The organism is Shewanella donghaensis, from assembly GCF_007567505.1.
Taxonomy (GTDB): Bacteria; Pseudomonadota; Gammaproteobacteria; order Enterobacterales; family Shewanellaceae; genus Shewanella; species Shewanella donghaensis.
Window position 1 is genome coordinate 1,497,113 of sequence record NZ_CP041783.1, and the last position, 25,805, is coordinate 1,522,917.

The 25,805-nt window shown below is 40.7% G+C and carries 19 protein-coding genes; 7 read left to right on the forward strand and 12 right to left on the reverse strand.

Features of this window, described 5'->3' with window-relative positions:
* Positions 1 to 17: 17 nt before the first annotated feature.
* The 3 genes from tyrR to phhA all read right to left on the reverse strand — a co-directional run bounded on the left by tyrR (position 18) and on the right by phhA (position 2,961).
* The gene (tyrR, locus tag FPK91_RS06360) at positions 18 to 1,556 is read right to left on the reverse strand and encodes a transcriptional regulator TyrR (RefSeq protein ID WP_144209558.1); all 1,539 of its coding nucleotides are present in this window, start codon (positions 1,554 to 1,556) and stop codon (positions 18 to 20) included.
* A 203-nt stretch (positions 1,557 to 1,759) separates the two neighbouring features.
* Positions 1,760 to 2,101, reverse strand: a complete 342-nt coding sequence (locus FPK91_RS06365) for a 4a-hydroxytetrahydrobiopterin dehydratase (RefSeq protein WP_144209561.1) — start codon at positions 2,099 to 2,101, stop codon at positions 1,760 to 1,762.
* Between the two features lie 62 nt (positions 2,102 to 2,163).
* Positions 2,164 to 2,961 carry a phenylalanine 4-monooxygenase gene (phhA, locus tag FPK91_RS06370; protein ID WP_144209564.1) on the reverse strand — a complete coding sequence of 266 codons (798 nt, stop codon included), beginning with the start codon at positions 2,959 to 2,961 and terminating at the stop codon, positions 2,164 to 2,166.
* Between the two features lie 421 nt (positions 2,962 to 3,382).
* Here phhA and napF point away from each other — a divergent pair, with 421 nt between their 5' ends.
* Both napF and FPK91_RS06380 read left to right on the forward strand, forming a co-directional pair.
* The gene (gene napF / locus FPK91_RS06375) at positions 3,383 to 3,877 is read left to right on the forward strand and encodes a ferredoxin-type protein NapF (protein WP_144209566.1); all 495 of its coding nucleotides are present in this window, start codon (positions 3,383 to 3,385) and stop codon (positions 3,875 to 3,877) included.
* 180 nt (positions 3,878 to 4,057) lie between these two features.
* Positions 4,058 to 4,498, forward strand: a complete 441-nt coding sequence (locus tag FPK91_RS06380; protein ID WP_144209569.1) for a bactofilin family protein — start codon at positions 4,058 to 4,060, stop codon at positions 4,496 to 4,498.
* Positions 4,499 to 4,622: 124 nt separating this feature from the next.
* On the opposite strand, the gene FPK91_RS06385 is transcribed toward FPK91_RS06380, so the two are convergent.
* The 3 genes from FPK91_RS06385 to FPK91_RS06395 form a co-directional block, all read right to left on the reverse strand.
* A complete protein-coding gene (locus FPK91_RS06385) occupies positions 4,623 to 5,348 on the reverse strand; it encodes a DUF2982 domain-containing protein (protein ID WP_144209572.1) in 726 nt (241 codons plus the stop codon).
* On the reverse strand, positions 5,341 to 6,165 hold the full coding sequence (locus FPK91_RS06390) for a YdcF family protein (RefSeq protein ID WP_144209575.1): 825 nt from the start codon (positions 6,163 to 6,165) through the stop codon (positions 5,341 to 5,343). The genes FPK91_RS06385 and FPK91_RS06390 overlap by 8 nt, the downstream gene beginning before the upstream one ends.
* A gap of 189 nt (positions 6,166 to 6,354) precedes the next feature.
* Positions 6,355 to 6,720, reverse strand: a complete 366-nt coding sequence (locus FPK91_RS06395) for a cupin domain-containing protein (protein ID WP_144209578.1) — start codon at positions 6,718 to 6,720, stop codon at positions 6,355 to 6,357.
* Between the two features lie 171 nt (positions 6,721 to 6,891).
* Between FPK91_RS06395 and FPK91_RS06400 the strand changes: the two genes are divergently transcribed.
* On the forward strand, positions 6,892 to 7,752 hold the full coding sequence (locus tag FPK91_RS06400) for a PA4780 family RIO1-like protein kinase (protein ID WP_144209581.1): 861 nt from the start codon (positions 6,892 to 6,894) through the stop codon (positions 7,750 to 7,752).
* 425 nt (positions 7,753 to 8,177) lie between these two features.
* Positions 8,178 to 9,566 carry a magnesium transporter gene (locus FPK91_RS06405; protein WP_144209584.1) on the forward strand — a complete coding sequence of 463 codons (1,389 nt, stop codon included), beginning with the start codon at positions 8,178 to 8,180 and terminating at the stop codon, positions 9,564 to 9,566.
* 181 nt (positions 9,567 to 9,747) lie between these two features.
* On the opposite strand, the gene FPK91_RS06410 is transcribed toward FPK91_RS06405, so the two are convergent.
* The 6 genes from FPK91_RS06410 to FPK91_RS06435 all read right to left on the reverse strand — a co-directional run bounded on the left by FPK91_RS06410 (position 9,748) and on the right by FPK91_RS06435 (position 21,410).
* Positions 9,748 to 12,492: a TonB-dependent receptor gene (locus FPK91_RS06410; protein ID WP_227006701.1), complete on the reverse strand. Its 2,745-nt coding sequence runs from the start codon at positions 12,490 to 12,492 to the stop codon at positions 9,748 to 9,750.
* Between the two features lie 351 nt (positions 12,493 to 12,843).
* Positions 12,844 to 13,749: a fructokinase gene (gene mak / locus FPK91_RS06415; protein ID WP_144209587.1), complete on the reverse strand. Its 906-nt coding sequence runs from the start codon at positions 13,747 to 13,749 to the stop codon at positions 12,844 to 12,846.
* Positions 13,750 to 13,875: 126 nt separating this feature from the next.
* Positions 13,876 to 14,634 carry a 3'(2'),5'-bisphosphate nucleotidase CysQ gene (gene cysQ / locus FPK91_RS06420; RefSeq protein ID WP_227006751.1) on the reverse strand — a complete coding sequence of 253 codons (759 nt, stop codon included), beginning with the start codon at positions 14,632 to 14,634 and terminating at the stop codon, positions 13,876 to 13,878.
* A gap of 464 nt (positions 14,635 to 15,098) precedes the next feature.
* Positions 15,099 to 17,216, reverse strand: a complete 2,118-nt coding sequence (locus FPK91_RS06425) for a glycoside hydrolase family 16 protein (protein WP_227006702.1) — start codon at positions 17,214 to 17,216, stop codon at positions 15,099 to 15,101.
* Positions 17,217 to 17,393: 177 nt separating this feature from the next.
* On the reverse strand, positions 17,394 to 20,072 hold the full coding sequence (locus FPK91_RS06430) for a glycoside hydrolase family 3 protein (protein ID WP_144209590.1): 2,679 nt from the start codon (positions 20,070 to 20,072) through the stop codon (positions 17,394 to 17,396).
* A gap of 51 nt (positions 20,073 to 20,123) precedes the next feature.
* Positions 20,124 to 21,410 (reverse strand): sugar MFS transporter, encoded by a 1,287-nt coding sequence (locus FPK91_RS06435; protein WP_144209593.1) that lies wholly within the window; start codon positions 21,408 to 21,410, stop codon positions 20,124 to 20,126.
* A gap of 284 nt (positions 21,411 to 21,694) precedes the next feature.
* On the opposite strand from FPK91_RS06435, the gene FPK91_RS06440 reads away from it, so the two are divergent.
* The 3 genes from FPK91_RS06440 to FPK91_RS06450 all read left to right on the forward strand — a co-directional run bounded on the left by FPK91_RS06440 (position 21,695) and on the right by FPK91_RS06450 (position 25,711).
* Positions 21,695 to 23,026, forward strand: coding sequence for a GH1 family beta-glucosidase (locus FPK91_RS06440; RefSeq protein WP_144209596.1), 1,332 nt, complete (start codon positions 21,695 to 21,697; stop codon positions 23,024 to 23,026).
* A gap of 69 nt (positions 23,027 to 23,095) precedes the next feature.
* On the forward strand, positions 23,096 to 24,424 hold the full coding sequence (locus FPK91_RS06445; RefSeq protein ID WP_144209599.1) for a glycoside-pentoside-hexuronide (GPH):cation symporter: 1,329 nt from the start codon (positions 23,096 to 23,098) through the stop codon (positions 24,422 to 24,424).
* A gap of 264 nt (positions 24,425 to 24,688) precedes the next feature.
* On the forward strand, positions 24,689 to 25,711 hold the full coding sequence (locus FPK91_RS06450) for a LacI family DNA-binding transcriptional regulator (protein ID WP_144209602.1): 1,023 nt from the start codon (positions 24,689 to 24,691) through the stop codon (positions 25,709 to 25,711).
* Positions 25,712 to 25,805: the final 94 nt, after the last annotated feature.

Below are 25,805 nucleotides of genomic sequence, written 5' to 3' on the forward strand. Positions count from 1 at the left end.
TCGTCTGCTGAATACGCTTAGCGTTTTTTAGTAATTTTGTAGTCGCGCAGTTTATTGGCAATCGCGGTATGAGACACACCGAGCTTTTTAGCTAATTGACGGGTACTTGGATAAGCTGGATACAAACGTCTTAATAAGCTGGCTTCATATTCCTTCATCGCTTGATCGAGACTGCCCTCAAACTCTTCATCAAAGTAGCCAAAACCTTCGGCATAAGATGGCAGTTTAAGCTGCTCTACAGTCAACTCCGCAGAGCCATCCCACATTGACACAGCTCTGAAAACCGCATTCTTAAGTTGGCGTACATTACCCGGCCACGCATAAGTAAATAAGTAATCACGACATGATGCAGAGATACGTCTTAAAGGACTCGATAATTGCTGACTGTAATGCTCTAAGAACATCTCTGTTAACGGGATGACATCGACCTTACGTTCACGCAGTGACGGCATGTGATAGCTCAGCACATGGATTCGGTAATATAAATCTTCTCTAAACTCACCCGATTGGCACAGTTCAGCAAGGTTCTTTTGGGTAGAACAAATAATACGCACATCCGCTCTGACTTCTTCGTCACCGCCAATGCGTCTGAAGGTACCATCTTGCAATAAACGCAGTAACTTAACTTGTGCAGCTCGAGACATTTCGGCAATTTCGTCTAAGAAAACCGTACCACCTTTGCCTTCTTCAAATAAGCCGCGCTTAACCACTTGCCCATTTGACACAAAGCCAAATAATTCTTCTTCTGCAACACTGTCTGGCAATGCTGCGCAGTTAATGGCAATAAACGCATGTTCACGGCGCATACTGGCATCATGACTGGCTTTGGCCATTAATTCTTTGCCGGTACCGGTTTCACCTGTAATCAATAATGGTGCATCAAGTTGCGCCATGCGCTTAGCTTGCTTAAGCACATCTTTCATTTTATCGCTAACGGCTAATACATTATCAAAGCCTGTGGTTTGATTTTGCAGCGCGTTGAATTGTTTGCCAACTCGGGCTGGAGACTTAAGAGAAACAACCGCCCCCGCTAAAATACTGGCATTGTTTTCATCAGGTAGGTAAATAGGCAGCATTTCAGCTAAATATTCATTACTGCCGATTTGAACGCGAGTCGCTTGAGCCAATACTGGCGCTTCAGTTAACCAACGAGAAAAATTAAACCCTTGCACCCAATGATTCAATGACTCGTCAGTGACTTCATGTTCTTGCATGTTGAGGGTTAAAAGCGCTGATTCGTTTACAATTCGAATACGGCCTTTGGCATTGATAGAAAAAACTGAGTCAGGCAGGGTCTGCAATAGCGTTTTAAGGGCGTAATGCTCTTGCTCTGAAGGCATAAAAGAGACAGTGCGAACATCATGTACACTTTCTACTTTTCTGATTAACGGCATTAATTCGCTTAGGGTTTCAAAAGCGATTTCCGCAAATTGAAGGTACAAAAAACCTCTGTTACTGGCATCAATAGCAATCAGGTTGATACCGTAAGTTTCTAATACTTCGAGAATATCTTTGGCAAGGCCAATACGATCTAAACAACTCACTTCCAAACGCATATACAACTATTCCCTATCTATTATGGTTTCTGGAATATACGAGGACTCGACTCTGACGTTGTCAGTGTGCCCTTCTTTAATTTGTGAGCGATACGTTAAAAGGTTATGAGGCGTGTGGCAAGTGTTGTTTACAGGGGAATTGTAACAGAGGACGTATTTGAGCAGGTTACGTTAACGTAACCTGCTGATATGACGGATTAAGATTATGAATTAAGCAACTGGTCGGTTTTCGCTGCCATAATGAAATCATTCTTATGTAAGCCTTTAATTGAATGTGACCACCAGGTTACAGTCACTTTTCCCCATTCAGTTAAGATGCCAGGATGATGGAACTCAACTTCAGCAAGTTCAGCAAGTTTGTTGGTAAATTCCATCGCAAGTTTAAAGTTTTTAAACTTGTAGACACGCTCTAATTGGTTAATGCCGTCACGGTTTTCAACAGTCCAATCAGCAACCATTTTACTCAGGTCAATTAACTCTTGGCCAGTTACTTTTGGCGCATCAATTTGGCAAGCTTCACACTTCATTTCTGATAATTCAGACATAACTACTCCAGTATCATCACGCTAGTTTCGCCTAGCATTAATATTGTTTGTTTAAGAAAAAGTTAACTAGCTATAGATTTAGGGGCAAATTTAGGCTCGAACATACCTAACTGTCTTGCACGAGTCACCTCAGCCATAATATCCATTCGTGCAATTTCATCCAGAAAATCAACACTGTCGATCACATAATAAATCGGTTGCATAATATCAATGCGATACGGTGTTCGCAGCACATCTAATAGCTTAAATGGCTTACGTTCAGGCTCATCGCTAAGGGCATATAAGGTTTCACCCGGTGAGCTTAAAATACCGCCACCATAAATATTCAGTTGATCATCTTTGGCTTTCATTAAACCAAACTCAACAGTAAACCAATATAATCTTGCTAAAAAGACCCGCTCTTCTTTCGATGCTGCTAGGCCTAACTGGCCATAAATATGCGAAAAATGTGCAAATGAAGGATTCGTTAATAACGGACAATGGCCAAATATTTCATGAAAAATATCAGGTTCTTGTAAGTAATCAAACTCTTCTTTTGAGCGAATAAATGTGGCCACTGGAAACTGTTTATTGGCCAATAATTCAAAAAACTTCCCAAAAGAGATTAATGCTGGCACGCCTTCTGTTTTCCAACCCGTGGTCGCCATCAACACTTTGTCGATTTCTTTTAATTGCGGTACACGGTTTGTAGGCATATTTAACGCATCAAGACCTTTCATGTAGGCTTCACAAGCTCGACCAGGCATATTGATCGCTTGACGCTGATACAATTGGTGCCAGATATCATGCTCTTCATCAGAGTACTGAATGTAGCCGTCACTATCAGGGATCTTAGCGGTATAATTTGTTGCTTTGCTCATAGGTGCCACTTTACGTAAACTTCACTCCCTTCATAGTGTGCTATCGATCACATTTTGTTAACTACCTCGGGTTTTATTATTGAGTGGTATGACAGTGAAAACCGTAAAGATAACACTACATTGTCAAAGCTGAACAAGCTAAGTCCCAATTATTCAATAAGATAGTTTGTATTCATTGTTTGACAAGCTGATGTAAAAAGGAATAAATCGACAGCGAACATGACAAAATATGAACAACTAATCTTAGAGTTTAACTGAGCGAACTTAATAAATGTTATATTAACGTTTACAAGAACATTGCAAAAATTTACCGGCTAAACGTCGGTTTTTGTAAATTGATATGAAAGACACTATCCTTTTTGTCGCTAATCTTTAATTCAAATTGTTATCGCTTTTGTCTTAAGTCTTTTTTGGAACCTTTATGAGTCAGTCAATTAATCACAGCCGCAGAAATCTTTTTAGAAGACGTAAATCTGATGCCCAAAGACCACCATGGGTTAAGTCTGATATTGAATTTACCGACGAGTGTACCCGCTGTAATGCTTGTATTGACGCTTGCGAAACTAAGGTGATTATTAAAGGTGATGGCGGCTTTCCTGAAATATCATTTACCAATGACGAATGCACTTTTTGCCAACAATGCGCCACCGCCTGTAAAGAGCCTATATTTGATTTAACTCAAGCTGAACCTTGGGCAATAAAAGCCCTGGTGAATGACACTTGCCTTACTTACCAAGGCGTTTGGTGTCAAAGCTGTAAAGATGCCTGTGACCCACGTGCGATTACATTCAAAATGGCTGTAGGCCAGATACCAAAACCTATTATTGATATTGATGCCTGTACAGGTTGCGGTGCTTGTGTCGCCCCATGTCCTTCTGCTTCGATCAATATTATTGAACCCAAGTCTGTGGGTTAATGTCGTTTTATAGACAATGAAATGGGACTAACGTCAAAAAAAGTCCTCACAGTCAAAATTTAATTGTTTTTTTTGCAATTAATTGTCGCTATATTAAATGTTAAATACTAATAACAAAATCAACTGACACCGCTTAATTACGATAGTGATAGCGGCCTCAAATGCGAAAAGAGAGCTAATATGTTTAGTAAAAAAAGCCCGACAAGCAACCTTAGTTTTATTGCCAATGATTGCGAATTTACAGGTAATCTAAAAGTAAATGGTGACGTACTAATTGCAGGTAAAGTCGATGGCGAAATTCGCGCTTCAGGTAATGTCACCATTGAAACAACAGGCGTTGTAACTGGTGGTGTTGTATGCGTTGATGCTAGTGTTTCAGGCTTAATGAAGGGTCATATTAATTGTGAAAAAATTACTATCACCAATACGGGGACTTTCGATGGCGAAGTCTACAGTAAACGTATGGAAATTTTAGATAACGGCCAATTTCTTGGTTTCCGTAAAGCCTATGATGATAGCTTAGAACAGTTAAATAATGCATTAAACAATAATGAAAAGCTGGTCTCAATTGTTGAAGATAATAAAGAAAACCCAAAGTTAGCATCAACAGTAACGGCATAACAATTGTTTTAGTTAACGCGTTAAAGAGCTTACAATTCTCCTATTCAATGAATATGTGTAAGCTCTAAATCCTTTTTTAATCCACCACAATCGAATCGCTCAAACCAATACAATTATCTTAGGCTTAAAGCCCTTTAAAGTGATTTTGCTGCCAGCCTCGTAGTAAGGCGACAAACTCATCGGGTTCCCGATCCAAACTATCAACCGATAAATACAAATGAAATCCTAACTGAGACTCCAAAGTTTGGCATCGATGACCAAACATGGCTAACACACCTCGATAACGCTCATCATTAACCACTAGAGGCGTAAACTCAGCTCCAACATAAATCTCTAAGCTCTGTAAGTCTTCATCCTGTGTGGCTGCCGTCATCAACAAAGGGCGTTGCTCAGTTAATAGTCCTGTCGCTAACCTTGGCGAAATACAGTCTAGAATTGGATTAATCTTATGAAGCTTAATACCAATATACGGTAGTTCAATTAACTGTAGATTTTGTGTCACTCTTGATACATCGATACGTTGAATATTATCCCACGCTACATGAACAGTGCCGCGCCCATGATAATAATCGACCCCTTTTGTAGATAATTTAAAGCTAGCCTTGGGTTGCTTCATTTTGGCTACGCCAAGTACTAGCCCAACACTACCAAAACCAAACATCACCATACCAACACCAAAAAGGCTTTTAGCGCTAATGAAGATGATCAAGCTGATGAACACGGCAATGGAACCTGCAATAGTTAAACTAATGCCATTACGTTTACTATGAGGCGCTATCAATAAAGGCTCAGCTTCTCCTAATGGTTCTTCTAATATCGATTCAGTTTCGTCCTGTTGTAACTTAGACATCAGTCATTAATCCTTTTATTTTCAGCCACAAAGTACCAATATATTCATGAATCGAACGTTGAGAAATAAACAAGTTTCCTGCACTGAACCGCCACCAATGACCAGGTGAGCTAATAAAATTAGTGGGCGCCGCAATAGGATTCAAACCTTGGCTAGCAAAAATCATCATAGAACGAGGCATATGGGTGGCTGATGTCACCAATATAAAGGGTTTAGTATTGATAAAATTTCGCATCGACTTGGCTTCTTCAATGGTATCTAAAGCTTCAGGGAAGGTGATAATACTCGCTTTAGCAACACCCAACTCAATTGCTGCTTGTCGCATAATATCGGCGTGTGGCGTTGGCGTTAATCCACCATTCCAGCCACTGACTACCAGTTTACAACGATTATCAGCAAGTTTTAATTGTCTAACACCTTCAGATAATCTCGCTAATGCTGTTGATGATAGTTGTTGTACACCAGTTAATGCCGCATTCTCAGTATGGCCAGAACCCAGAACCATGACATAACAGGTTTGTATTGTATCTTGGTCAGAAATTGACTCATATTTGGATTCAATTACCGGTTTAGACACCTGGATTAAAGGAAAATTATTAACGTGATATTGCGACTCTAACGTACCCGCTATCCACGCGCTAAATTGTGAGTTACTCAATAATAGTATGATAGTAAAAGCGCTAATCAATGCACTTTGGCCAATGAATTTTAACTTTTTAGATTGAGTTCGCCACACTATCAATGCCGTTAATAACAGTAATAACGTTAGCGGAATTGGCATAACCAATTGAGATATAATTTTTTTAAGCCAAAACATCAACATACTCTCTTTTTATCGAAGCGATATTTTAGCTTGTCGTCGCTAAGAATACTAACCCCATAGCCATTTTTCGTCATGACTCATCGTTCTAAATTAAAGTCACTAGGCATAAGCGTATGTAATAAGCTCATGTAAAGAATCTCATGTAACAAGTTATGTAAAAAGTTACGCTCTTTAATAAAAGAGCTATATCCAGATATCATTAACCGCAGTTAATTCACCTCCTGCTTCACCTGTGTTAGTCACCCCTTTAGGTTCCACTAATAAAACCTGACATAGCCCTTTCGCAAACGGTTTATGCTCAACGCCTTTTGGAATAACAAACATTTCACCATTAGTCAGGGTGACTTTTCCATCTCTAAACTCAATCTCTAGCACGCCATCAATCACGATAAACACTTCATCGGTATCGATGTGAGAGTGCCAAACAAACTCGCCCTCTCCTTTGGCAAGTTTGAATTGATAATCATTCATTTCAGCGATGACTCGTGGTGACCATAGGTCGTTAAATTTAGACAGTTTTTCTTGAAAATTTATCGATGAATAAACCATATGCTTCCTATAGCCCCTATAAATACTTATTAAAAGATCAGCACAAGCATGGCTTTTAACCATAACTTAATCGTTGCATTTATATAACGTTATAATAAACTTTTAATGAAAATTTTAAATTAAGCCCGCCAATAGGTACCATCCAGTCGCTAACTAAGGTATAACGGCGCCATGAAAACTCCAAAACGTATACAACCACTGGTTGATGATGGCCTTATTGACGAAGTCGTAAGCCAATTAATGAGCGGTAAAGAAGCCACCGTTTATATGGTTCGCTGTGGAAATGAAATCCGCTGCGCCAAAGTGTATAAAGAAGCCATTAAACGGAGCTTTAAAAAAGCAGCACAATACCAAGAAGGTAGAAAGAGCCGTAATAGCCGTCGCAGTAGAGCGATGGAAAAAGGTTCAAGCTACGGCCGTGAGCAACAAGAAAATGCTTGGCAAAATGCTGAAGTTGATGCCTTGTATAAATGTGCTGACGCTAATATTCGTGTGCCAGTCCCTTATGGCTGCTTTGAAGGTGTACTGATAATGGAACTCATCACTGACGGTGACGGTGACGTGGCTCCACGATTAAATGATATCGAGTTAACCCCAGAACAAGCCGCAACCGATCATGCCACCATGATGGGCTACGTCACTCGTATGTTATGTGCAGGTATTGTTCACGGAGATTTATCTGAATTTAATGTATTACAGGACGAAAATGGCCCAGTAATTATTGACCTTCCACAAGCTGTCGATGCCTCAGCAAACAACAATGCCAAAGTGATGCTTGAGCGTGATGTAAATAATATGACTCGTTATTACTCGCAGTTTGCACCAGAGCTTGCGCCAACTAAATACGCAAAAGAGATGTGGAGCTTATACGAGAAAGGTGATTTATTACCTGATACCGAGCTAACCGGTCATTTTGAAGAAGATACAAGCGCTGCAGATGTGGACTCAGTATTAGAAGAAATTCAAGCTGCCTTTGAAGAAGAACAAGAACGGCTCGACCGCATCAATCAGCCAGATGAATCTGAGCTATAAGGTCTCAAATCAACAAAGTCAGAATAAGCGGGTATGTAGCCAATATGTACCATAACAATCTTAGTCGCGATGTATCAATTTCTTCTTTAACGCTGAAAGCACATCGCTAATAACGCTTATTCTGGTTTATTTTGCGTTCACTTATTCATGCAAAAAATGAGCTAAACAGCAATATCTTCACTGACTCAGTGAAGATCCCCCCTTATGAAACATCCCTTTCCCGTTAAAAATGTGATAATTAGATTTGTTATAATCTTGTATAAGTAAAAGTTGCCGACTAATTTTAATTGATATTGATTTAACCCATTTCGTGTATATACTGCGCAGTTAAAAGTACTCCAACAATGAATTTATTCTATTTATTTACTCAGGTATTTATAGAGTAGTCAGCCTTATTATAGCCGCACAAAATTAATGACGAGCTTATGGAAGAGTTAACAATACCGCCCGAATCAACAACAGAAAATGATGTCACTCCGCAGCTAGAAGTGAGTCAAGTTGCACTTCAACTCACAGAGGCTGAAGGTGAGCAGCAAGCTGAAGTCTTTAGCGACATACTAAATGACGCTGAAGCAGGTACTGTTGCGCTGCTTTTAGAATCACTACCATTAGATGAGCGTTATGATCGTTGGCAGCAAATCGATCAAGAAGAACGTGTCGATGTTCTAAATTTAATGCGCGCCGCGCCGCGTTTAGACATTATGCAAAAAATGCCAAGTGATGAATTGGACGCTTTGCTGTCACAATTAAGCCCTGAAGTCTTAATTGATTGGAGCGATTCTTTACCCAATAGCATCACTGTTCGTGCATTAGCACAAATGGGAGACCGTCAGCGAAAGCACTTTGACCTATACGATCAATATGATGAAAAAGAGATTGGCCGTTATGCTGATCACCAATTTTTAGCATTAGCCCCTGATGCAACGGTCAGCCAAGGTCAGCGCTATTTACGTCGAATAGATCTAGACTGTAATGATCATATATTCATTGTCGATGAGAATGATAAGTACCTTGGAACCGTCAGACGCCACGATGTATTTAAACATGAAGCCGAATTACCCTTAATTGATTTGCTCTGGTCTGATAGTCGCTCTATCGCTGCTAATTCATCGCTAATTGAAGCCGCAGAAGCCATTGAACACAGCCGAGAGCTTGAAATGCCAGTATTGGATGACCAGGGGATTCTAATTGGTCGTATGACACTGCGAACTGCCACAGCATTAGTCCGCGAGCATTACGAAGCGCAATTAATGGCAAGTGCGGGTATGGATGAAGATGATGATTTATTCGCACCTATTATTGTCGGAGCCAGACGTCGAGCGGTGTGGTTAGGAATAAACTTACTCACAGCATTTTTAGCTTCTGCAACCATAGGTTTATTCGAAAACGTACTTACGCAAGTGGTTGCTTTGGCAGTGCTTATGCCCATTGTGGCTTCAATGGGAGGTATTGCCGGTAGCCAATCATTAACCTTGATGATCCGCGGTATGGCAATGGGACAAATATCAGCGGGTAACGTCATGTCGTTACTTAAAAATGAGCTCGGCATTGGCGCATTAAATGGCACTCTTTGGTCCATTGTCATAGGGTTCATTGCTGGCTGGTGGTTTAACGATGCAACCATGGGCATTGTTATTGGATGCGCTATTCTTATTAATATGGCTGTAGCCGCTATTGCAGGGGTCATGGTGCCGATGATTTTACAAAAATTTAATCAAGATGCGGCATTATCAGGTTCGGTTATTTTAACCACAGTCACAGATGTTGTTGGCTTCTTTACATTTTTGGGTTTAGCCACTGTTTTATATCTTTAAATAAACAATTATTAAGTAAGACTTTGTTATTTAGTTTTTTATACATGATTAAAATAAACATTAAAGAAAAGCCGCAGTCATTGCTGCGGCTGTTTAATAATGGCCATATTGACTCTCAAAATTTAAATATGACTCTTATCCAATTACGAACTTTTGATTAGCACTTTTTTAAAGTTACCGATTAGAACTGCTGATTAATTCTCAAATAATAACTCCGACCAATCACATCATATAAGTCTGTATTCACATCTTGGTAGCCTGCAAAGCTATACCAACTGGGTGCTTGTTCATCTGGAAGATTATTCACGCCCAAGGTAATGCTGCCATCAAACCCATGTTGGTAACCAAACTGAAGATTATGTTTGAAGTAACTTGGCGTATCTATGATGTCTTCATAACCTTCATCACGCCACATTTGCGCTGACTGACTACCGATATACATTGTTGCCCAACTGGCACTAAATACATCGTATTGCCAATCCACAGAAAAATTACCACGCCAGTCGGGGTAATCCTGCGATCCAGCATAATCAACCGCTATATCACCTGATTCAGACTGCTGGGTATATTCAAGAACATGTGACATATCGACACTAAAGTTAATATCACCAATCTCTGTAACCAGTTCATAAGAGGTAATAAAATCAACCCCTGATGTCTCTACTGAAGCCAGATTGCGCATTTCACTCTCAACTGAAATAACTTGGCCATATTCATCACGATTAACGACATCCGAACCACCGTTGATTTGTTCGTTGTATAAAATATCGCTGATATCCATGGTTTCAATTTTATTGTCATAATTAATTGAGTAATAAGATAATTCAACACTCCATTGTGAAGTGACATTCCATACGCCACCAAATGTCAGTGAGTCACCTTCTTCGGCTTCAAGATCAGGATTACCACCAAACCAAGTCAGGTGCTCAGCACTGTAACTACAGTAATAAGGATCCGCTTCGTCACCGTTCTCGCCACACCAAACAGCGTCATAACCTCCGACAAATCCAAATGAGTCTGAGGCAAACATTTCAATCATGTTAGGGGCTCGAAATGACTCACCATAACTTGCACGCAGCAATACATCATCAGTGGGGCGCCAACTCACGCCAAACTTAGGCACGACAGCGTCAAAGGTCGCTGATTCAACTGCGGGGTCTTGATCCGTTCTGGTCACGAGACCATCTTGATCATAACGCTCATAACGCATTGCCGCTGATAACTCAATATTGGCCGGCAAGCCCATTTGCAACTCAATAAACCCAGCGGTACGGTCACGATTTGCATCAACATTATCGCCACCCGCGCCGCCTGAAATAATACCTAGCGAAGACTCTGCATCATTATCCTGGGTGAAATTAATCTTTTCATATTCAAAACCCACTACGCCTGACAATGCAACCATTTCGTTTTCAAACAGCAGCGTTGAAAGCAAACCATCAATTTGTGTACTGTCAAATTCACCATGATAAACACTGGTATGCTGCGCCGCGGTGTACATATTTGTCATTTGAGCATCCCATTGCTCAAAGCTCATGCCAGTGACATTAAAGATGTCGTAAAGCGATTGACCGTTGTCATCAACTGCATCGATTTGTTGTTGTAAAATCAAGTCGTTAATTAGGTTGTAGCCAATAACTTCGGTTTTAGAATTTGAATACTGGGCATTAATTTCCCAGTCGATTCCATTGGTTATATCCCAATACCCAACCAAACCCGCCAAAATATCATAAGTTTCCGTGTCGACTTTTTCGTCCCTTGCGCCAAGTTGTTCTGATCGCATATACAGATCAATATCTTCGCCAACAGGATTGAAGCTATTGTCCCAGCCCATATACATATAATTGGTTGAAACAGGGGTCGCTGCAGTTCTGCCGCCTGTTTCCATCAATGTGGCTGATGCACGGCCTTTGAAGCTAAGATTGTCACTGATCTCGAAGCTAAAATTACTCAAAAATGCATCTCTGGTGACATCACCATGTAAAGTCGAGTCTGCACCATAGTTATAACGGCAATAGCCGTTATTCATGCCATCGGTTTCATCAAGCGTATTCGATGCTTGCTGACACAGTTCAGAATTTGAAATACCTACAAGGTCATCTAAATCGTAGTCATAGTAATCGCCATTTGGCACCGAACTGTAAAAACTATAATCGTCGTAACTAGGATCATCCATTTTCCACACATCACGGTCTAATACTTCAGCACTCTGGTAACGTTCATAGGTGAAAGTAATATTACCGTTATCAGTGTTTAAGCCTGCGGCAATTGAGAGTTGTTGAATATCTCCCGACCCCATTTGTGGATACTCGGTAGTGAAATCAACTTCAACACCGTCAAAATCTTTCTTAGTGATAATATTGACTACGCCAGCCACGGCATCAGAGCCATAAATAGCAGACGCACCATCACGTAAAATTTCAATTCGTTCGACAATCGCTAATGGAATTTGAGAGGTATCTGCAATCGCCCCAGAACTTGACGTTGTTCCGGGCATGCGGCGGCCATCAAGCAGTACAAGTGTCGCTGAAGCGCCTAAACCACGAAGGTTCACACTGCTTGAAGCGCTATCTCCCGATGCGTAGCCTGTTGCTCCACGCCAAGAACCAAAGCTGTTTATGGCTGCATTATTGAGTACATCAGCCACATTGCTTTCGCCGCTCATGGCAATGTCTTTTGCGGAAATAACAGAGACGGGAGACACGGTTTCCATATCAACTTGCAAAATACGGCTACCGGTTATTTGAATATGCTCAATATCATCAGTTTGAGCACTAGCATTACTCGCTCCAATAGCTGTAACTCCTAGACTAAGTATTGTGGTAAATGCGAGTTTAATGGATAGAGGAATGGGTTTTAAATTAAAAAACCTCTTGGATAGCTGACCGTTTTTGTTATGGATTGCGCTCATTAATAGACTACTCATTTATATCATCACCTAATGATTGTAATTAACAGCTATAACTAACTGCTATAACTAAAGGCTATAACTAACGGCTATAACCAACCGCTGCAATTAACTAGTAGTTAACCATTTAGGCGAGAGAATATAATGATCTAAAACAAATAAACAACATATAATGTGGTATCGCCCCACTTGGATACAAACTGAAACAGTTGTGAACTTGGTCAGTGGAAGATATTAGTTATTAAGTCAATGATTAACCACAATAATCACTTTCACAGCGATAATTATGTTGTTTCGGTAACAACAAGAAAAAACACTAATAAAAACGGCGCCTAAGCGCCGAATTGTTCTATGGGTAACAGTTTAACTCTAGTGGTCGTTTTTACCCCAAAGCCATGCTGCTCCGCGAACACCTGATGAAGCACCAAATTGATTTTTTACCACTGACGTGTTGCATTCTCGGCCAACAACATATTTAGGTAAAACTTTTGGTAGTTCCGAATAAATGGCTTCAATATTTGACACGCCGCCACCCAATACAATCACATCAGGATCGAGCATATTAATTAGGTGAGCTAATGAACGGGCTAAACGATCAACGTAACGCACAAAAGCTTGCGTCGCTAACGGATGCCCTTCGGTCATCATTTGCGATATTTGTATACCGCTATCAGCTTCACCACCAGCACGACGAAAATCTCGCACCCAGCCAGTGCCAGAAATAAAGGTTTCAATACAATCTTTATTGCCGCAAAAACAAGAGGTAGAATTAAACTCGTCAGAAGTCATCCAAGGCAAAGGGTTATGCCCCCACTCACCCGCAATACCATTTCCGCCGCCGTGAACTCGACCATTAATCGCGAGTCCACCACCGCAACCAGTACCGATAATCACGCCAAATACCACACCTTTACCCGCTGCAGCGCCATCAACGGCTTCTGATACAGCAAAACAGTTCGCATCATTTGCTACTCTCACTTCGCGATCAAGGCGAGCACTTAAATCTTTATCTAACGGATGACCGTTAATCCAGGTTGAGTTGGAGTTTTTAACTAAACCGGTAAAAGGTGAAACCACGCCAGGTATACCGACGCCAACAGACCCTTTTTGCTGAGTTTCAGCTTCAGCATCATTAATTAAGCCCACTATGGCGTCTAGCGTTTCAGGGTAGTTCTTTGGTGTAGGTATACGCTTACGAAATAACTCAGAGCTATCTTCTGCAATTGCTACTACTTCAATCTTAGTCCCGCCAAGGTCAACACCCATGCGCATCATAGCTACTTTCTCCATTTAATTATAATTCGTTATTCACCAGAATGATCTTGTCGCAATAGCTATGATTGAAGTTAGCGCGTGTTAATACGTATTTTAATAACGCGCTTAAATAACTATCTTAAATAACTACCTTGCAAACCATGATGGTGATGCCGCAATAAAATACGGGTTTAAAATATTTTCTTTCTGGTTGTAATCAAGTGGGGTTAGTTCAGGAAAACAAACAACCTTACCACCAGCGCCTTCTACAACGGCTTGCGCTGCTGCGGTATCCCATTCACTGGTTAACCCCAGTCTTGGATACACATCTGCTTTACCTTCAGCGACCATACAAAATTTCAATGAACTGCCAACGCTTTGCATTTGGTGCTCACCCACATGTTGAAGGTATTCTTCAAGCCCTGGGCTGACATGGGAGCGACTTCCTACAACGACAGGCACCTCTCGAACAGCTTGTGTTGTAATATCTAACAACTGCTGCTGACCTTGATGTTCAAGCCATGCGCCTTCGCCTACAATGGCTGAATAGCATTTATCCAATACTGGCGCATAAACCACACCAACTACAGCGCGCCCTTGATGAATCAAGGCGATATTGACAGTAAATTCACCATTACGTTTAATAAATTCTTTGGTGCCATCTAATGGGTCAATCAACCAATAGGTTTGCCATTCTTTACGTTCTGACCAGGCTATATCAGCAGCTTCTTCGCTCATGACATGAATACCTGCAAAGTCTTTTGCTAAGCCCTTAACGATGACATTATGGCTTGCTATATCTGCTGCAGTAACCGGGCTATCATCTTGCTTTTGAGTGATTTGCAGGTCAGTTTCAGAATACACTTGCATAATCGCGTCACCAGCCTGCTTGGCAATGGTAATCACCTGGTTTAGATGTTGCTGAGTAAAAAGTTGCTGGCTAAATTGCTGTTTAGTCGCATCATCTTGTTTAGAAAAACTAAATAAATTCAAGGTTCATCCTTGTTAATATGTTAACGATATCGCTAACTCGAATCATTAGCCGTTATTATGCCATTTGCTAGCCAGATGATTTATAACTATTTAGTTTGTCTTAGAAAGAACAATTTCAATAACGGTGTAATTTTCTCAACCTGATTCAAAAAACAGCTTTTCCTCGCCACTGCCCTGTAACATTAATGCACCTATTCTTTAACAGGTGGCAATTAACTGATAGTAAGCCAAGTGCATCATGCATAAAAGACACAATGACTCGGCTGCATTCGTATTCACCGCCTTAGCACTATTTAACAGTTAGCTTATCTAAACACTCATATACATAAATTACTGTTATAAATAGCGCTGTAAGCTATACCTCTAGACAAGAGCCCTTACTTAGTTAGCACTACATTATCGACCTGCATGACAACCCCATTTTGATTTCCCCAAGCAGGAAAAATAACCAGTGGCGTATCAACCTTGGTGAGATCTAAGCTTGAACCAGCATGGGTGACTAACTCATTAAGTGAAATTTTATAATGTGTCCAAGTGGCAATATCTGGTGTAGTAATGCCAAAGTCTCCAGAACTACATGGATGACCACAATCTACTTTGATATTAAAGTCACGTTCAGATCTAGGGTCAGTGACAACATTGACATCAAACTCAATAAAACTGAATTGGCTGACATCCTGTCCGAGGCCCGTACTTTGGTAATACACGACCGACTCATCAGTATTGAAACTAAATTGAGTTACTGTGCCGTAATCACCACCAGCATCAACCTGAGTGATATCGACAGATCCAGATGCGGCGTAATGACCTAAGCTATAGGGCGAATTAACTTCATCATCATAAATGACTAATTCTTCAGCTTCGACAACCTGAAATTCAAAACGAACATTGTCGATTTGCACGCTGATGTTACCTAGCGCTTCAATCACAAATGGGTTCACTACCGTAGATAAGTCTGCCACGCTACCTGGCGAAAACCGATTGCCACTGGCGACTAATTCAGCGATAGATATTTTTACTTCTGTCCAAGTATTAAGTTCAGGCAGAGTGACATTAATATCACTGACATTTGGCCAACCACTATCTATTTTGACTAAGAGATCGACACCATCATCGATGCTCAATAAATTGACATCAAAAATTAAGTAACCGTTATTTGCCCAATGAGACAAATCTGCTGTCGGCGGATAAGAAAAATACGCATTGCCCGTCGCGCCGACTTTATCCATTTGAATAACGTTACCGCGACCTTCCACTACAACCATTTGCAAGGCTACACTGCCATCAGGGTTATAACTATCAAGCGCCAAACCCTCAGCTAATTCATCATCAAACATGATAAATTCAGGCCCAGCTCCAATGTCAGTTGTTGGCGTCGTAATCTCAGGGGCACTATTACCTTCAACTACCTGTGCATTTTCACCAACGGTTGCACATCCACTACCCGTTTCAGGGGAGACACTGCATTCATAAACCCGTACATAATCGACTTCCATGACTTGTGGAAACACTGATTCATCGACTCCGGTATTATTGACATTACCGGCCCAAGTTCCACCAACAGCAAAATTAAGGATCATATGAAAAGACTGATTAAAGGGAGCATCTTCAGGCGCTTGTTGTAAATTTCCATCTGCGTCGGTGTACTGGCTGTACCAACCTGCTGAACCTTGAGTCGCAAAATGCACATCATCAACGTACCAGCGGATTTCATCTTTTTCCCATTCCACTGCATAGACATGAAAATCATCAGCTGGATTAATACCATCTGGCAATGTGTATTCAGCTCCCGAATAAACGTTACCAGGCCAGGCTTTACCATAATGTAATGTGCCATGAACGCGGGCTTCAGGCTCTTGTGACTCTGCCCCATCGGTGATCACTTTTAAATTAACCGCTTCCATGATGTCAATCTCACCGGAACCCGCCCAAGGTCCATAAGCCCAATCGGTAGGCAACATCCAAATGGCTGGCCATGTTCCCTGCCCATGGGGCATTTTTGCTTTGATTTCAAAGCGGCCATATTTCCAATCACCTTTATTGGTTGAATCTAATCGAGCTGAGGTATAAGGCTGCTGTTTAGAAGTATCTGTTTCATCATAGTTTGGATCGCCTAATGCGACTGCAGGGCCATTATAATCTTCACGCTTTGCGGTAATCACTAACTTACCATCAACCACTTGACTGTTATCATCTCTTTGGGTGTAACATTGCAGCTCTTCGTTACCTCCACCATAACAATTATGTGCAAGATTCCATTTGCTTACATCAATTTCTGAACCGTCAAATTCATCACTCCAAACGAGTGACCATTGAGACCCTGATGTATCTTTTGCAGGCTCGGTGACTGGTGTTGCAACATCTTGCACTTCTGCATCACTATCAGAGTTGCATCCAACCAGAATTAGCGTCATTAAGCTCGCTGAACTAATCACTTTGACTGATGCTGACATCGTCGTTAAGGCACGATTTAAAGGTGTTATTCTTTTGAACATTATTGATTCCCCAATCTCAAAACATCTAAAAAATTCCAGCAAAATGCCTTACAAGATTAATTGTAAGCTCAACAACATTGATGGATAAATATGCCAGCTGAGTGAACCTCAGCTGGCAAAGCATTTAATTACTTATATGGCGATATTCTTATGTGACGAAATGCCGTCTCAATTCACTTAATTGCTGGCACAAGAAATAGTCGCTTGCTCGGCCCCATTTGGCACAATCACTAAATCACTAAAGCTCACTTCAGCTTTGCCTGTAGTCGAAAGGTAAAATGGGGTATTAATTTTGCCAAAATCGAGTTTCTTATCACTGAAACACTTCAAGTCAACACTGATGGTCTGCCAAGTATTCACCGGAACCGCGTTAAGTTGCTGAGTAATATCAACATCTGCACGGCAATCTCTATCGCAAGCCATACCCAGTAATACAGGCTGTTGCAATTCACTGGCTGTTTTAATCATTACAGTCAGTGCTGCATTGCTGTTTGAGTAAGCCCTTAAGTCACGAGGGAAATTACTAATTAAACCCACAAAGCCTAAACCTGAACCATTAAAGCTTACTAAACGTGCATCTTCTTGCACCGCTTTATCAAAGGTTCTTAAGGTCACTACATCGTTATTCTGGATACTGCTATTGATGGTATCCATTGAGTTTTCAGTACCGATAACTAATTGCCACGGCGCTTTAACGGCTCTTTCGAATAACGCTAACACTTCTAGCTTGTCATCGGTGGCAAAATTATCTTCCGATAAGCTATTAGCAGCGACCTCACTCGGGACTGTACTCGATGCTTCACTCGTTTTATTTACAGAAGTCGAATCGTCAGTTTTGTACTGCAAACCATAGCCATAAGCAAACAGAGGATCATAATCTTTATCAAACACATTCACTTTTGTTTGCTGCGGGCGAGTCGGCCATGAGAAAGATAATTTACCCACAAAATCGGTGTTGACGTCACCATTACTTTGACTAAATAACACCTGAGCAACACCGTCACCTTCAGTACCCGGTAACCAAGCTGCGACAAAGGCATCAGAGGCATTTAATTCAGCATTAACCCACATTGGGCGTCCACTTATAAATACTGATACAACAGGGATCCCTTGAGATTTAAGCGACTGCAATAAGGCTAAATCACGTTTTTCGCCGCGTTGATACTCTAGGTTATCAATGTCACCATTACCTTCTGCATAAGGCTCTTCACCAAAGACCACTATCGCCACATCGGGTTTATTGGCAGCGTCAAACGAGCCATCAACACTTAACCAGCTTTGACCACCTGCTGCACTAATTGTTTGCTCAATACCCGCATAGATTGAAGTCGCACCTGGAAAATCTTCATTTAAATTGTCAGTCCCCTGCCATGTAATACTCCAGCCACCGGATTGCTTACCGATATTATCAGCAGCATCACCGGCAACAAGGACTTTGGTATTTGGGGATAGCGGTAAAATGTTATTGTTATTTTTCAATAACACTAATGACTCACGTACAGCTTGTCTGGCGACATCACGATGTTCTTTCGCACCAATTAACTCAGTTCGACCCGAAATAGCGCGATTAGCAGGGCTTGGCTTTTCAAATAAACCTGCACGTATTTTTACCCGTAAAATACGACGAACGGCATCATCGATACGCGCCTGGCTAATTTCACCTTGCTTCACTTGCTCAATCGTATTTTCATATAATGGTTTCCAAGCACTTGTTGGCACCATAAAAATATCTAAACCAGCATTGGCAGCTTGAGCACATGACTCATTGGTACAGCCATCAACTTGTCCGTGGCCATTCCAATCACCAACAACAAAACCATCGAAACCCATCTTGTCTTTAAGTACATCGTTTAATAGGTACTTATCACCATGAATCTTACTGCCATGCCAGCTATTAAATGACGCCATCACAGATTGTGCCCCAGCAGTTAAACCGCCAACATACCCTTGGGCATGAATATCAAATAACTCTTGCTCTGTTGCTAAATTATCGCCTTGGTCGATACCTTTTTCAGTACCACCATCACCGAGAAAATGTTTAACAGTCGAAATCACATGCTGATCTGATAAAAAGTCATCGCCAACAGCGCCTTGCAAGCCTTGAACAACGGAATGAGAATATGATTTTACTATTTGAGGGTCTTCTGAATAACCTTCATAAGTGCGCCCCCAACGATCATCTCGAACCACCGCAACAGTAGGAGCAAATACCCAATCAATACCAGTCACCATCACTTCTTTAGCGGTAATGGCTGCAATCTGCTTAATCAAATCAGGATTGTTTGCTGCACCTAAACCAATGTTGTGAGGGAATAAGGTCGCGCCAATGACATTGTTATGTCCATGAACGGCATCAGTTCCCCACATAGTCGGTATCGCAATACCATCTAAACTGTCATCCATAGAGGCTTGATACATCTTTTCAGCAAGATCAATCCAGTCTGCTGGCGTAGCATGTTTATCATCATTTGGATAAGCACCGCCGCCATTCAAATAGGAACCAAAACCGTATTTACGCATATCTTCAACGGTGATATCACGAATTTCAGGTTGAATCATTTGGGCAATTTTTTGCTCTAAGGTCATGCTTACCATGACCTTATCAATACGCGCTTCAAGTGCGACATCTTTAGTAAAAGGAATCGCTAGTTTAGGCCAGATATTAATATCTGTTGTAGCAACAATAGTATCTTCTTCAACCATCAGCTCTTTTTTAGCTTTGGACGCTTTAATATCTGTATCAGCCGATGCTTGATTATCATCTTGACCGCAAGCGCTTAAACCTATGCTGACTGCAAGTACTGAGACTGGCAGTTTTAACAGCTTAAACGTATTAAATGGGTGTACCTTTTTCATAACGTTGCCTTTTTTAAAAACTATTCTTTGTATGATTAACAGGACAAATAATTAAACGGTTTGTGGTCGCGCAGCTTTACTGCCCACCAAACCGTAATAAGCAATAAATGCGTAACATATTAACGGCAGCGCAAATGCTAATTGAATACCTAAGCTATCCGCTAAAATACCTTGTAATAAAGGCACGATTGCGCCGCCAACAATGGCTAAACACAGTACGCCTGAACCTTGGCTGGTATGTTGTTTTAAATCCTGCAGCGCTAAACTAAAGATGGTTGGGAACATAATCGAGTTACATAAGCCGACAAGTAACAATGCCCACATTGCCGTGGTGCCAGCAGAAAACATAGCAACACCAACAAGAATAACCGCACAAGTTGCATTGAATGCCAGTACTTTACCCGCAGGGATTTTCTGCATGACCAAAGCACCAACAAAACGCCCTATCATCGCGCCGCCAAAATAGTATGCGATATATTTAGCCGCTTGCGCCTCAGTAAAGCCGCCGATTTCAGGTTGCGTAAGGAAGTTAATTAAAAAGCTACCAATACCCACTTCTGCACCCACATAAACAAAAATACCCACAGCACCTAATACTAAATGAGGATATTTCCACGCACTGCCAGTGGTTTTTTCTGATGAACTTTCCGCCTTAACGCCCAACAATGGCAGTTTCAAAATCATAAACACAATCGCTAAAACACATAGCGCACCTGCGAGCATTAAATAAGGCACTTGCACCGTACTTGCTTGATGAACGGCTGCAATAGATGAGTCTTCGCTATGGGGCAAATTACTTAAGATTAACCAGCTACCAAAAAATGGCGCAACCGTTGTCCCTAAGGCATTAAAAGCTTGGGTCATGGTTAAGCGTGACGATGCAGTTTCAGCAGGGCCTAGAGCACTCACATAAGGGTTTGCGGCCACCTGTAAAATTGTAATACCAGATGCTAATACAAAAAAAGCACTTAAGAACATCCAATAAGAGGCATAACTTGCTGATGGATAAAACATTAAGCAGCCAACGCACGCGATGGCTAAGCCCGTTACAATGCCTTTTTGATAACCTATTTTACCAACCAAATGCCCAGCTGGAATTGAAACAATAAAGTAGGCACCAAAGAAACAAAACTGCACTAGCATCGCTTGGGTGTAGTTAAGTTCAAACATGTTTTTTAAGTACGGAATAAGAATGTCATTGAGACAAGTCAAGAAACCCCACATGAAAAATAAAGACGTTAATGACACCAGCGCGAACTTAAAATTTCCTGTTTGATGAATACTCCCAGTATCGCTACTACCTGGTTCTGCAACTGTATTTGAAGGTGCACTAGCCATAACATTTCCTCATTTATTTTTATCTGTATTAGGGTAAATGACTATCAGTCGCTTCAACTATGCGCTTGATAGGCCTACTAAGATTTTTGTAAATCAATTATTGACCTTTTGTTAATTAATCACTAGTCTCGATGTAAGCGCTTTCATTTTTAACATACCGATAACGAAAGTCAACGCTTTTTCTCAGCAAAAATTGGAATTTAGCGTGATAAGCACAGTGAGACTTGCACCTTAAAGTCACGTTGACATAAACAAGCGATAAGCATATTAAGCGAATGAAAAATATGAAAATATCTTTACCATCAGATTCTAAAATGCACTCAAAAGAATTTACTTTTGGCGTAGCGACTGCTTCATTTCAAATTGAAGGCGCAGCAGATACCCGCCTACCTTGTATTTGGGATACCTTTTGCGCGACGCCAGATAAAATCCGCGATGGTTCTGACGGAAAACAGGCTTGTGAACATGTTTCTTTATGGAAAAATGATGTGCAATTGATTGACTCGTTAGGTGTAGATGCCTATCGATTATCTATCTCTTGGCCGCGAGTAATAAAACAAGATGGCAGCCTAAATCAACAAGGGGTCAACTTTTACATCAACTTAATTGATGATTTGAATAGCCGCGGAATAAAGGTGTATGCCACTTTATACCACTGGGATTTACCACAACACATTGAAGATCAAGGTGGCTGGTTAAATCGTCAAACAGCTTATCTATTTGAAGACTACGCAGACAAAATCACCCAAGCTCTTGGTGATAAAGTCCATTCTTATGCGACCCTCAATGAACCATTTTGTAGCTCATACCTTGGTTATGAAATAGGAGTTCACGCTCCAGGCTACGCAACAAAAGCATTTGGCCGTCAATCAGCCCATCACTTGTTACTTGCCCATGGTCTGGCAATGAAGGTCATTCAAAAAAATTGCCCTAAAGCGATAAACGGTATCGTGCTTAATTTCACCCCATGTTATCCGCTGACTCAAAGTGACGCTGATATCAAAGCGGCTCAAATAGCGGATGATTACTTTAACCAGTGGTATATGAAACCGATTATGGATGGCGAGTATCCTGCCATTATTGACGATTTCGATGATGCCGATAAGCCAGATATACATGCTGGTGACATGGATATTATTAAACAGCCTTTAGATTTTTTAGGGATTAACTTCTATACCCGCGCTGTGTACACCGCCTGTGCAGACAATGATTTCGTACAAGTTGATATGGAAGATGCACCTAAAACAGATATCGGCTGGGAAATTTACCCAAGTGCATTTACCGACTTACTGACCTCTTTGCATGCCACCTATACATTACCGCCTGTTTATATTACTGAAAATGGTGCGGCAATGGACGATAAAATCATTAACAACGAAGTTAACGATTTAGATCGCCTTGAATATTATCAAGCTCATTTAAATGCTGTAAATGATGCCATTAAGCAAGGTGTTAACGTTGTCGGTTATTTTGCATGGAGTTTAATGGACAATTTTGAATGGGCTGAAGGTTATTTAAAACGCTTCGGAATAGTGTATGTTGATTATAAAACTCAGCAACGCACCATCAAAAGAAGTGGCTTAGCTTATCGTGACTTTATCAGCCAACGTAAGTAATCGACGCTGATTAACTTGCTCAAATAATAAAAACATCATAACCATAATAATGACCCGGAAGAGGTTCGCATGATAAGCGTTAAAGAAAAAATAGCCTATGGACTAGGTGATACTGCCAGTAATATCGTTTTTCAAACGGTAATGCTATTTCTAACATTTTTCTACACTGATATTTTTGGTATTTCACCTGCCTTTGTCGGCACCATGTTTCTTGCTGTTCGTGTTATCGATGCTGTAACCGACCCGCTTATGGGGGCGTTAACTGACAGAACTAATACTCGTTGGGGAAAATTTAGACCTTATTTATTATGGTTTGCTTTGCCCTTCGGTTTAATCAGTGTGCTGGCTTTTACAACACCTGATTTAGCTGAAGAAGGTAAAATGATTTATGCCTTCGTCACTTACACTGCGTTAATGATGGTCTATACCGCCATTAACATTCCTTATTGTGCTTTGGGTGGCGTATTAACTGCAGACCCGAAAGAGCGTGTATCAGTTCAATCTTACCGTTTTGTGTTTGCCATGTTAGGCGGCTTGATGGTAGCGGCATTAACATTACCTTTGGTTGAATACTTCGGCCAGGGTGACGAAGCAAAGGGTTACCAACTCACCATTGCTGCCATGAGTGTTGCTGGTGTCATCATGTTTCTATTGTGCTTTCTTGGTACTAAAGAACGTTTACACCCACCTCAAGATCAAAACTCAAGTTTTAAAGAAGATTTCAAAAACTTACTCAAAAATGACCAATGGCGTGTACTTTCAGTAGCGGCAATTTGTTTATTATCAGGCATGGTATTAAAAAGCAGTTTAGCGATTTACTATGTTAAGTATTATTTGAACTTACCCGATATGACGACCTTATTTATTACCCTTGGTGTAATCGGTAATATTTTTGGCTGTATGTTAGCTCAGCCGTTAGCAAAAAGAGTTTGTAAAGTTAAAGCCTATATTGTCATTCAGATCATTTCTGCCGCGCTATGTATTGCAGCTTATTTTGTATCAAGTGAACAAGTCGAACTCGCTTTTGCTTTATACATTATTTGGGGCTTTACCTTTAATATGGGTACACCATTATTATGGGCAAAAATGGCCGACGCCGTTGATTATGGTCAGTTTAAAACCGGTGTAAGAATTACCGGAATGATTTACTCATCAATCATTTTCTTCATCAAATTAGGTGTCGCCATTGGCGGCGCAGCTGCGGGTTGGTTATTAGCATTGTATGGTTACGAAGCTGACATTGAGTTAACTGAAACCACTAAACAGGGAATTTTAACCTCATTTACACTCTACCCTGCTATTGGTTCAATCATTGTTGCTGTGGTTATGCGCTGGTATACCCTAGATGATGAAAAAGTCGAAACGATTAATTTAGCCATTTCAAACAAAGCGAGTTAATTTACTGTCATTACAAATGTTGTTGCTGTTTATCATTTACTTTTTTTGATTTAAGCATTTTGTAAATAGTTAACAGCTCAGTTTTGGGGGAGTAATCCCCCGATAAAATGCTGTTTTAGATTGTTTTCTATGAGATTCATTGAGTAATTTCGCAAAGTCATAGTCACAAAAACTGCGATTAAAGAATGTTTCTAATAATTAGTTCATGATAATCTAGCGACGTTTTTGATTATCATAAGCAAACAAATGCTTAAATAGGGATATATGGCAACAATATATGACGTTTCAGTCTTAGCTGGCGTTTCACTTGCGACGGTGTCGAGGGTGATGAATAACAATACAAAAGTCAGTGATAAGACCAAGGAAAAGGTATTAAATGCAATGGAGCAATTAGGCTATCGCCCTAATACCATTGCGCAGTCATTAGCTTCCAATCGCTCTAATAGTGTTGGTGTATTAGTTTCTCAATTAGACGGTCCGTATTACGGCCCTATGATGACTGAAATTGAAACCGCACTTAGAACTGCAAATAAACACGTTATTATTGCAGCCGGTCATAGTGTTGAATCCCAAGAAAAAGAAGGCGTTGAGTTTTTAATGAGCCGAGGCTGTGATGCCTTAATTCTTGATGTCGAAGCTGTTGATGATGCCTATTTAATTAAGCTGCTTCAAGGCACTACGCCGATAGTACTAATTAACCGCTATATCGAAGAAGTAAAAGATTTTTGCATCTATTTAGAAAATGAACTTGGTGGTTATCTGGCGACCAAACATATTCTTAGTCATGGCCATACTGCAATAGCTTATATTTCTGGTCCTAAGTTCAAATTAGATGCTCAAGACCGATTATTAGGTCACCAACGCGCGTTAAAAGAATATGGCCTAGAGTTTGATGAGCAACTGTGTTTTGAAGGTGACTTTAAAGAAAACAGTGGCAGCGAAGCAATGACTCGCTTGTTAGATGTAAAGCAAATAGACAACAACAAGAATTTTACCGCTGTAGTGTGTGCTAATGATCAAATGGCCTCAGGGGCTATTGCTGTTTGCCTCGATCAAGGCATGAAAATCCCTGAAGATTTATCTTTTGTAGGTTACGATAATATTCCGTTCCCACAATACATCTCCCCTAAGCTCACCACAGTGAATAACCCAATTCATGAAATGGGTAAGATGGCAGCATTTTGGGTGCTTAAAAACGTCTATAGCGACCCTAAAGCCTGTGTTGAGAATACCTTTATCCCACAGTTAATTGTTAGAGAGTCTGCAACAAGCCCTTCTAAACAATAGTATTGCGACACTGTCACTAGCATTATAACTGCCATTAAAAGTTTTTGTCTCTAGTATATTAATGCCCTTTCAAAGGGCTTTCTTATGCCTTTCA

What these genes read in the sequence shown, in the direction of transcription:
- FPK91_RS06410 (WP_227006701.1), bottom strand. Translation starts at nt 12,492, where the DNA reads ATGAGTAGTCTATTAATGAGCGCAATCCATAACAAAAACGGTCAGCTA.
- FPK91_RS06430 (WP_144209590.1), bottom strand. Translation starts at nt 20,072, where the DNA reads ATGAAAAAGGTACACCCATTTAATACGTTTAAGCTGTTAAAACTGCCA.
- FPK91_RS06395 (WP_144209578.1), bottom strand. Translation starts at nt 6,720, where the DNA reads ATGGTTTATTCATCGATAAATTTTCAAGAAAAACTGTCTAAATTTAAC.
- FPK91_RS06380 (WP_144209569.1), top strand. Translation starts at nt 4,058, where the DNA reads ATGTTTAGTAAAAAAAGCCCGACAAGCAACCTTAGTTTTATTGCCAAT.
- FPK91_RS06400 (WP_144209581.1), top strand. Translation starts at nt 6,892, where the DNA reads ATGAAAACTCCAAAACGTATACAACCACTGGTTGATGATGGCCTTATT.
- FPK91_RS06450 (WP_144209602.1), top strand. Translation starts at nt 24,689, where the DNA reads ATGGCAACAATATATGACGTTTCAGTCTTAGCTGGCGTTTCACTTGCG.
- tyrR (WP_144209558.1), bottom strand. Translation starts at nt 1,556, where the DNA reads ATGCGTTTGGAAGTGAGTTGTTTAGATCGTATTGGCCTTGCCAAAGAT.
- FPK91_RS06365 (WP_144209561.1), bottom strand. Translation starts at nt 2,101, where the DNA reads ATGTCTGAATTATCAGAAATGAAGTGTGAAGCTTGCCAAATTGATGCG.
- FPK91_RS06385 (WP_144209572.1), bottom strand. Translation starts at nt 5,348, where the DNA reads ATGTCTAAGTTACAACAGGACGAAACTGAATCGATATTAGAAGAACCA.
- FPK91_RS06405 (WP_144209584.1), top strand. Translation starts at nt 8,178, where the DNA reads ATGGAAGAGTTAACAATACCGCCCGAATCAACAACAGAAAATGATGTC.
- FPK91_RS06435 (WP_144209593.1), bottom strand. Translation starts at nt 21,410, where the DNA reads ATGGCTAGTGCACCTTCAAATACAGTTGCAGAACCAGGTAGTAGCGAT.
- FPK91_RS06445 (WP_144209599.1), top strand. Translation starts at nt 23,096, where the DNA reads ATGATAAGCGTTAAAGAAAAAATAGCCTATGGACTAGGTGATACTGCC.
- FPK91_RS06390 (WP_144209575.1), bottom strand. Translation starts at nt 6,165, where the DNA reads ATGTTTTGGCTTAAAAAAATTATATCTCAATTGGTTATGCCAATTCCG.
- phhA (WP_144209564.1), bottom strand. Translation starts at nt 2,961, where the DNA reads ATGAGCAAAGCAACAAATTATACCGCTAAGATCCCTGATAGTGACGGC.
- mak (WP_144209587.1), bottom strand. Translation starts at nt 13,749, where the DNA reads ATGATGCGCATGGGTGTTGACCTTGGCGGGACTAAGATTGAAGTAGTA.
- napF (WP_144209566.1), top strand. Translation starts at nt 3,383, where the DNA reads ATGAGTCAGTCAATTAATCACAGCCGCAGAAATCTTTTTAGAAGACGT.
- FPK91_RS06440 (WP_144209596.1), top strand. Translation starts at nt 21,695, where the DNA reads ATGAAAATATCTTTACCATCAGATTCTAAAATGCACTCAAAAGAATTT.
- FPK91_RS06425 (WP_227006702.1), bottom strand. Translation starts at nt 17,216, where the DNA reads ATGTTCAAAAGAATAACACCTTTAAATCGTGCCTTAACGACGATGTCA.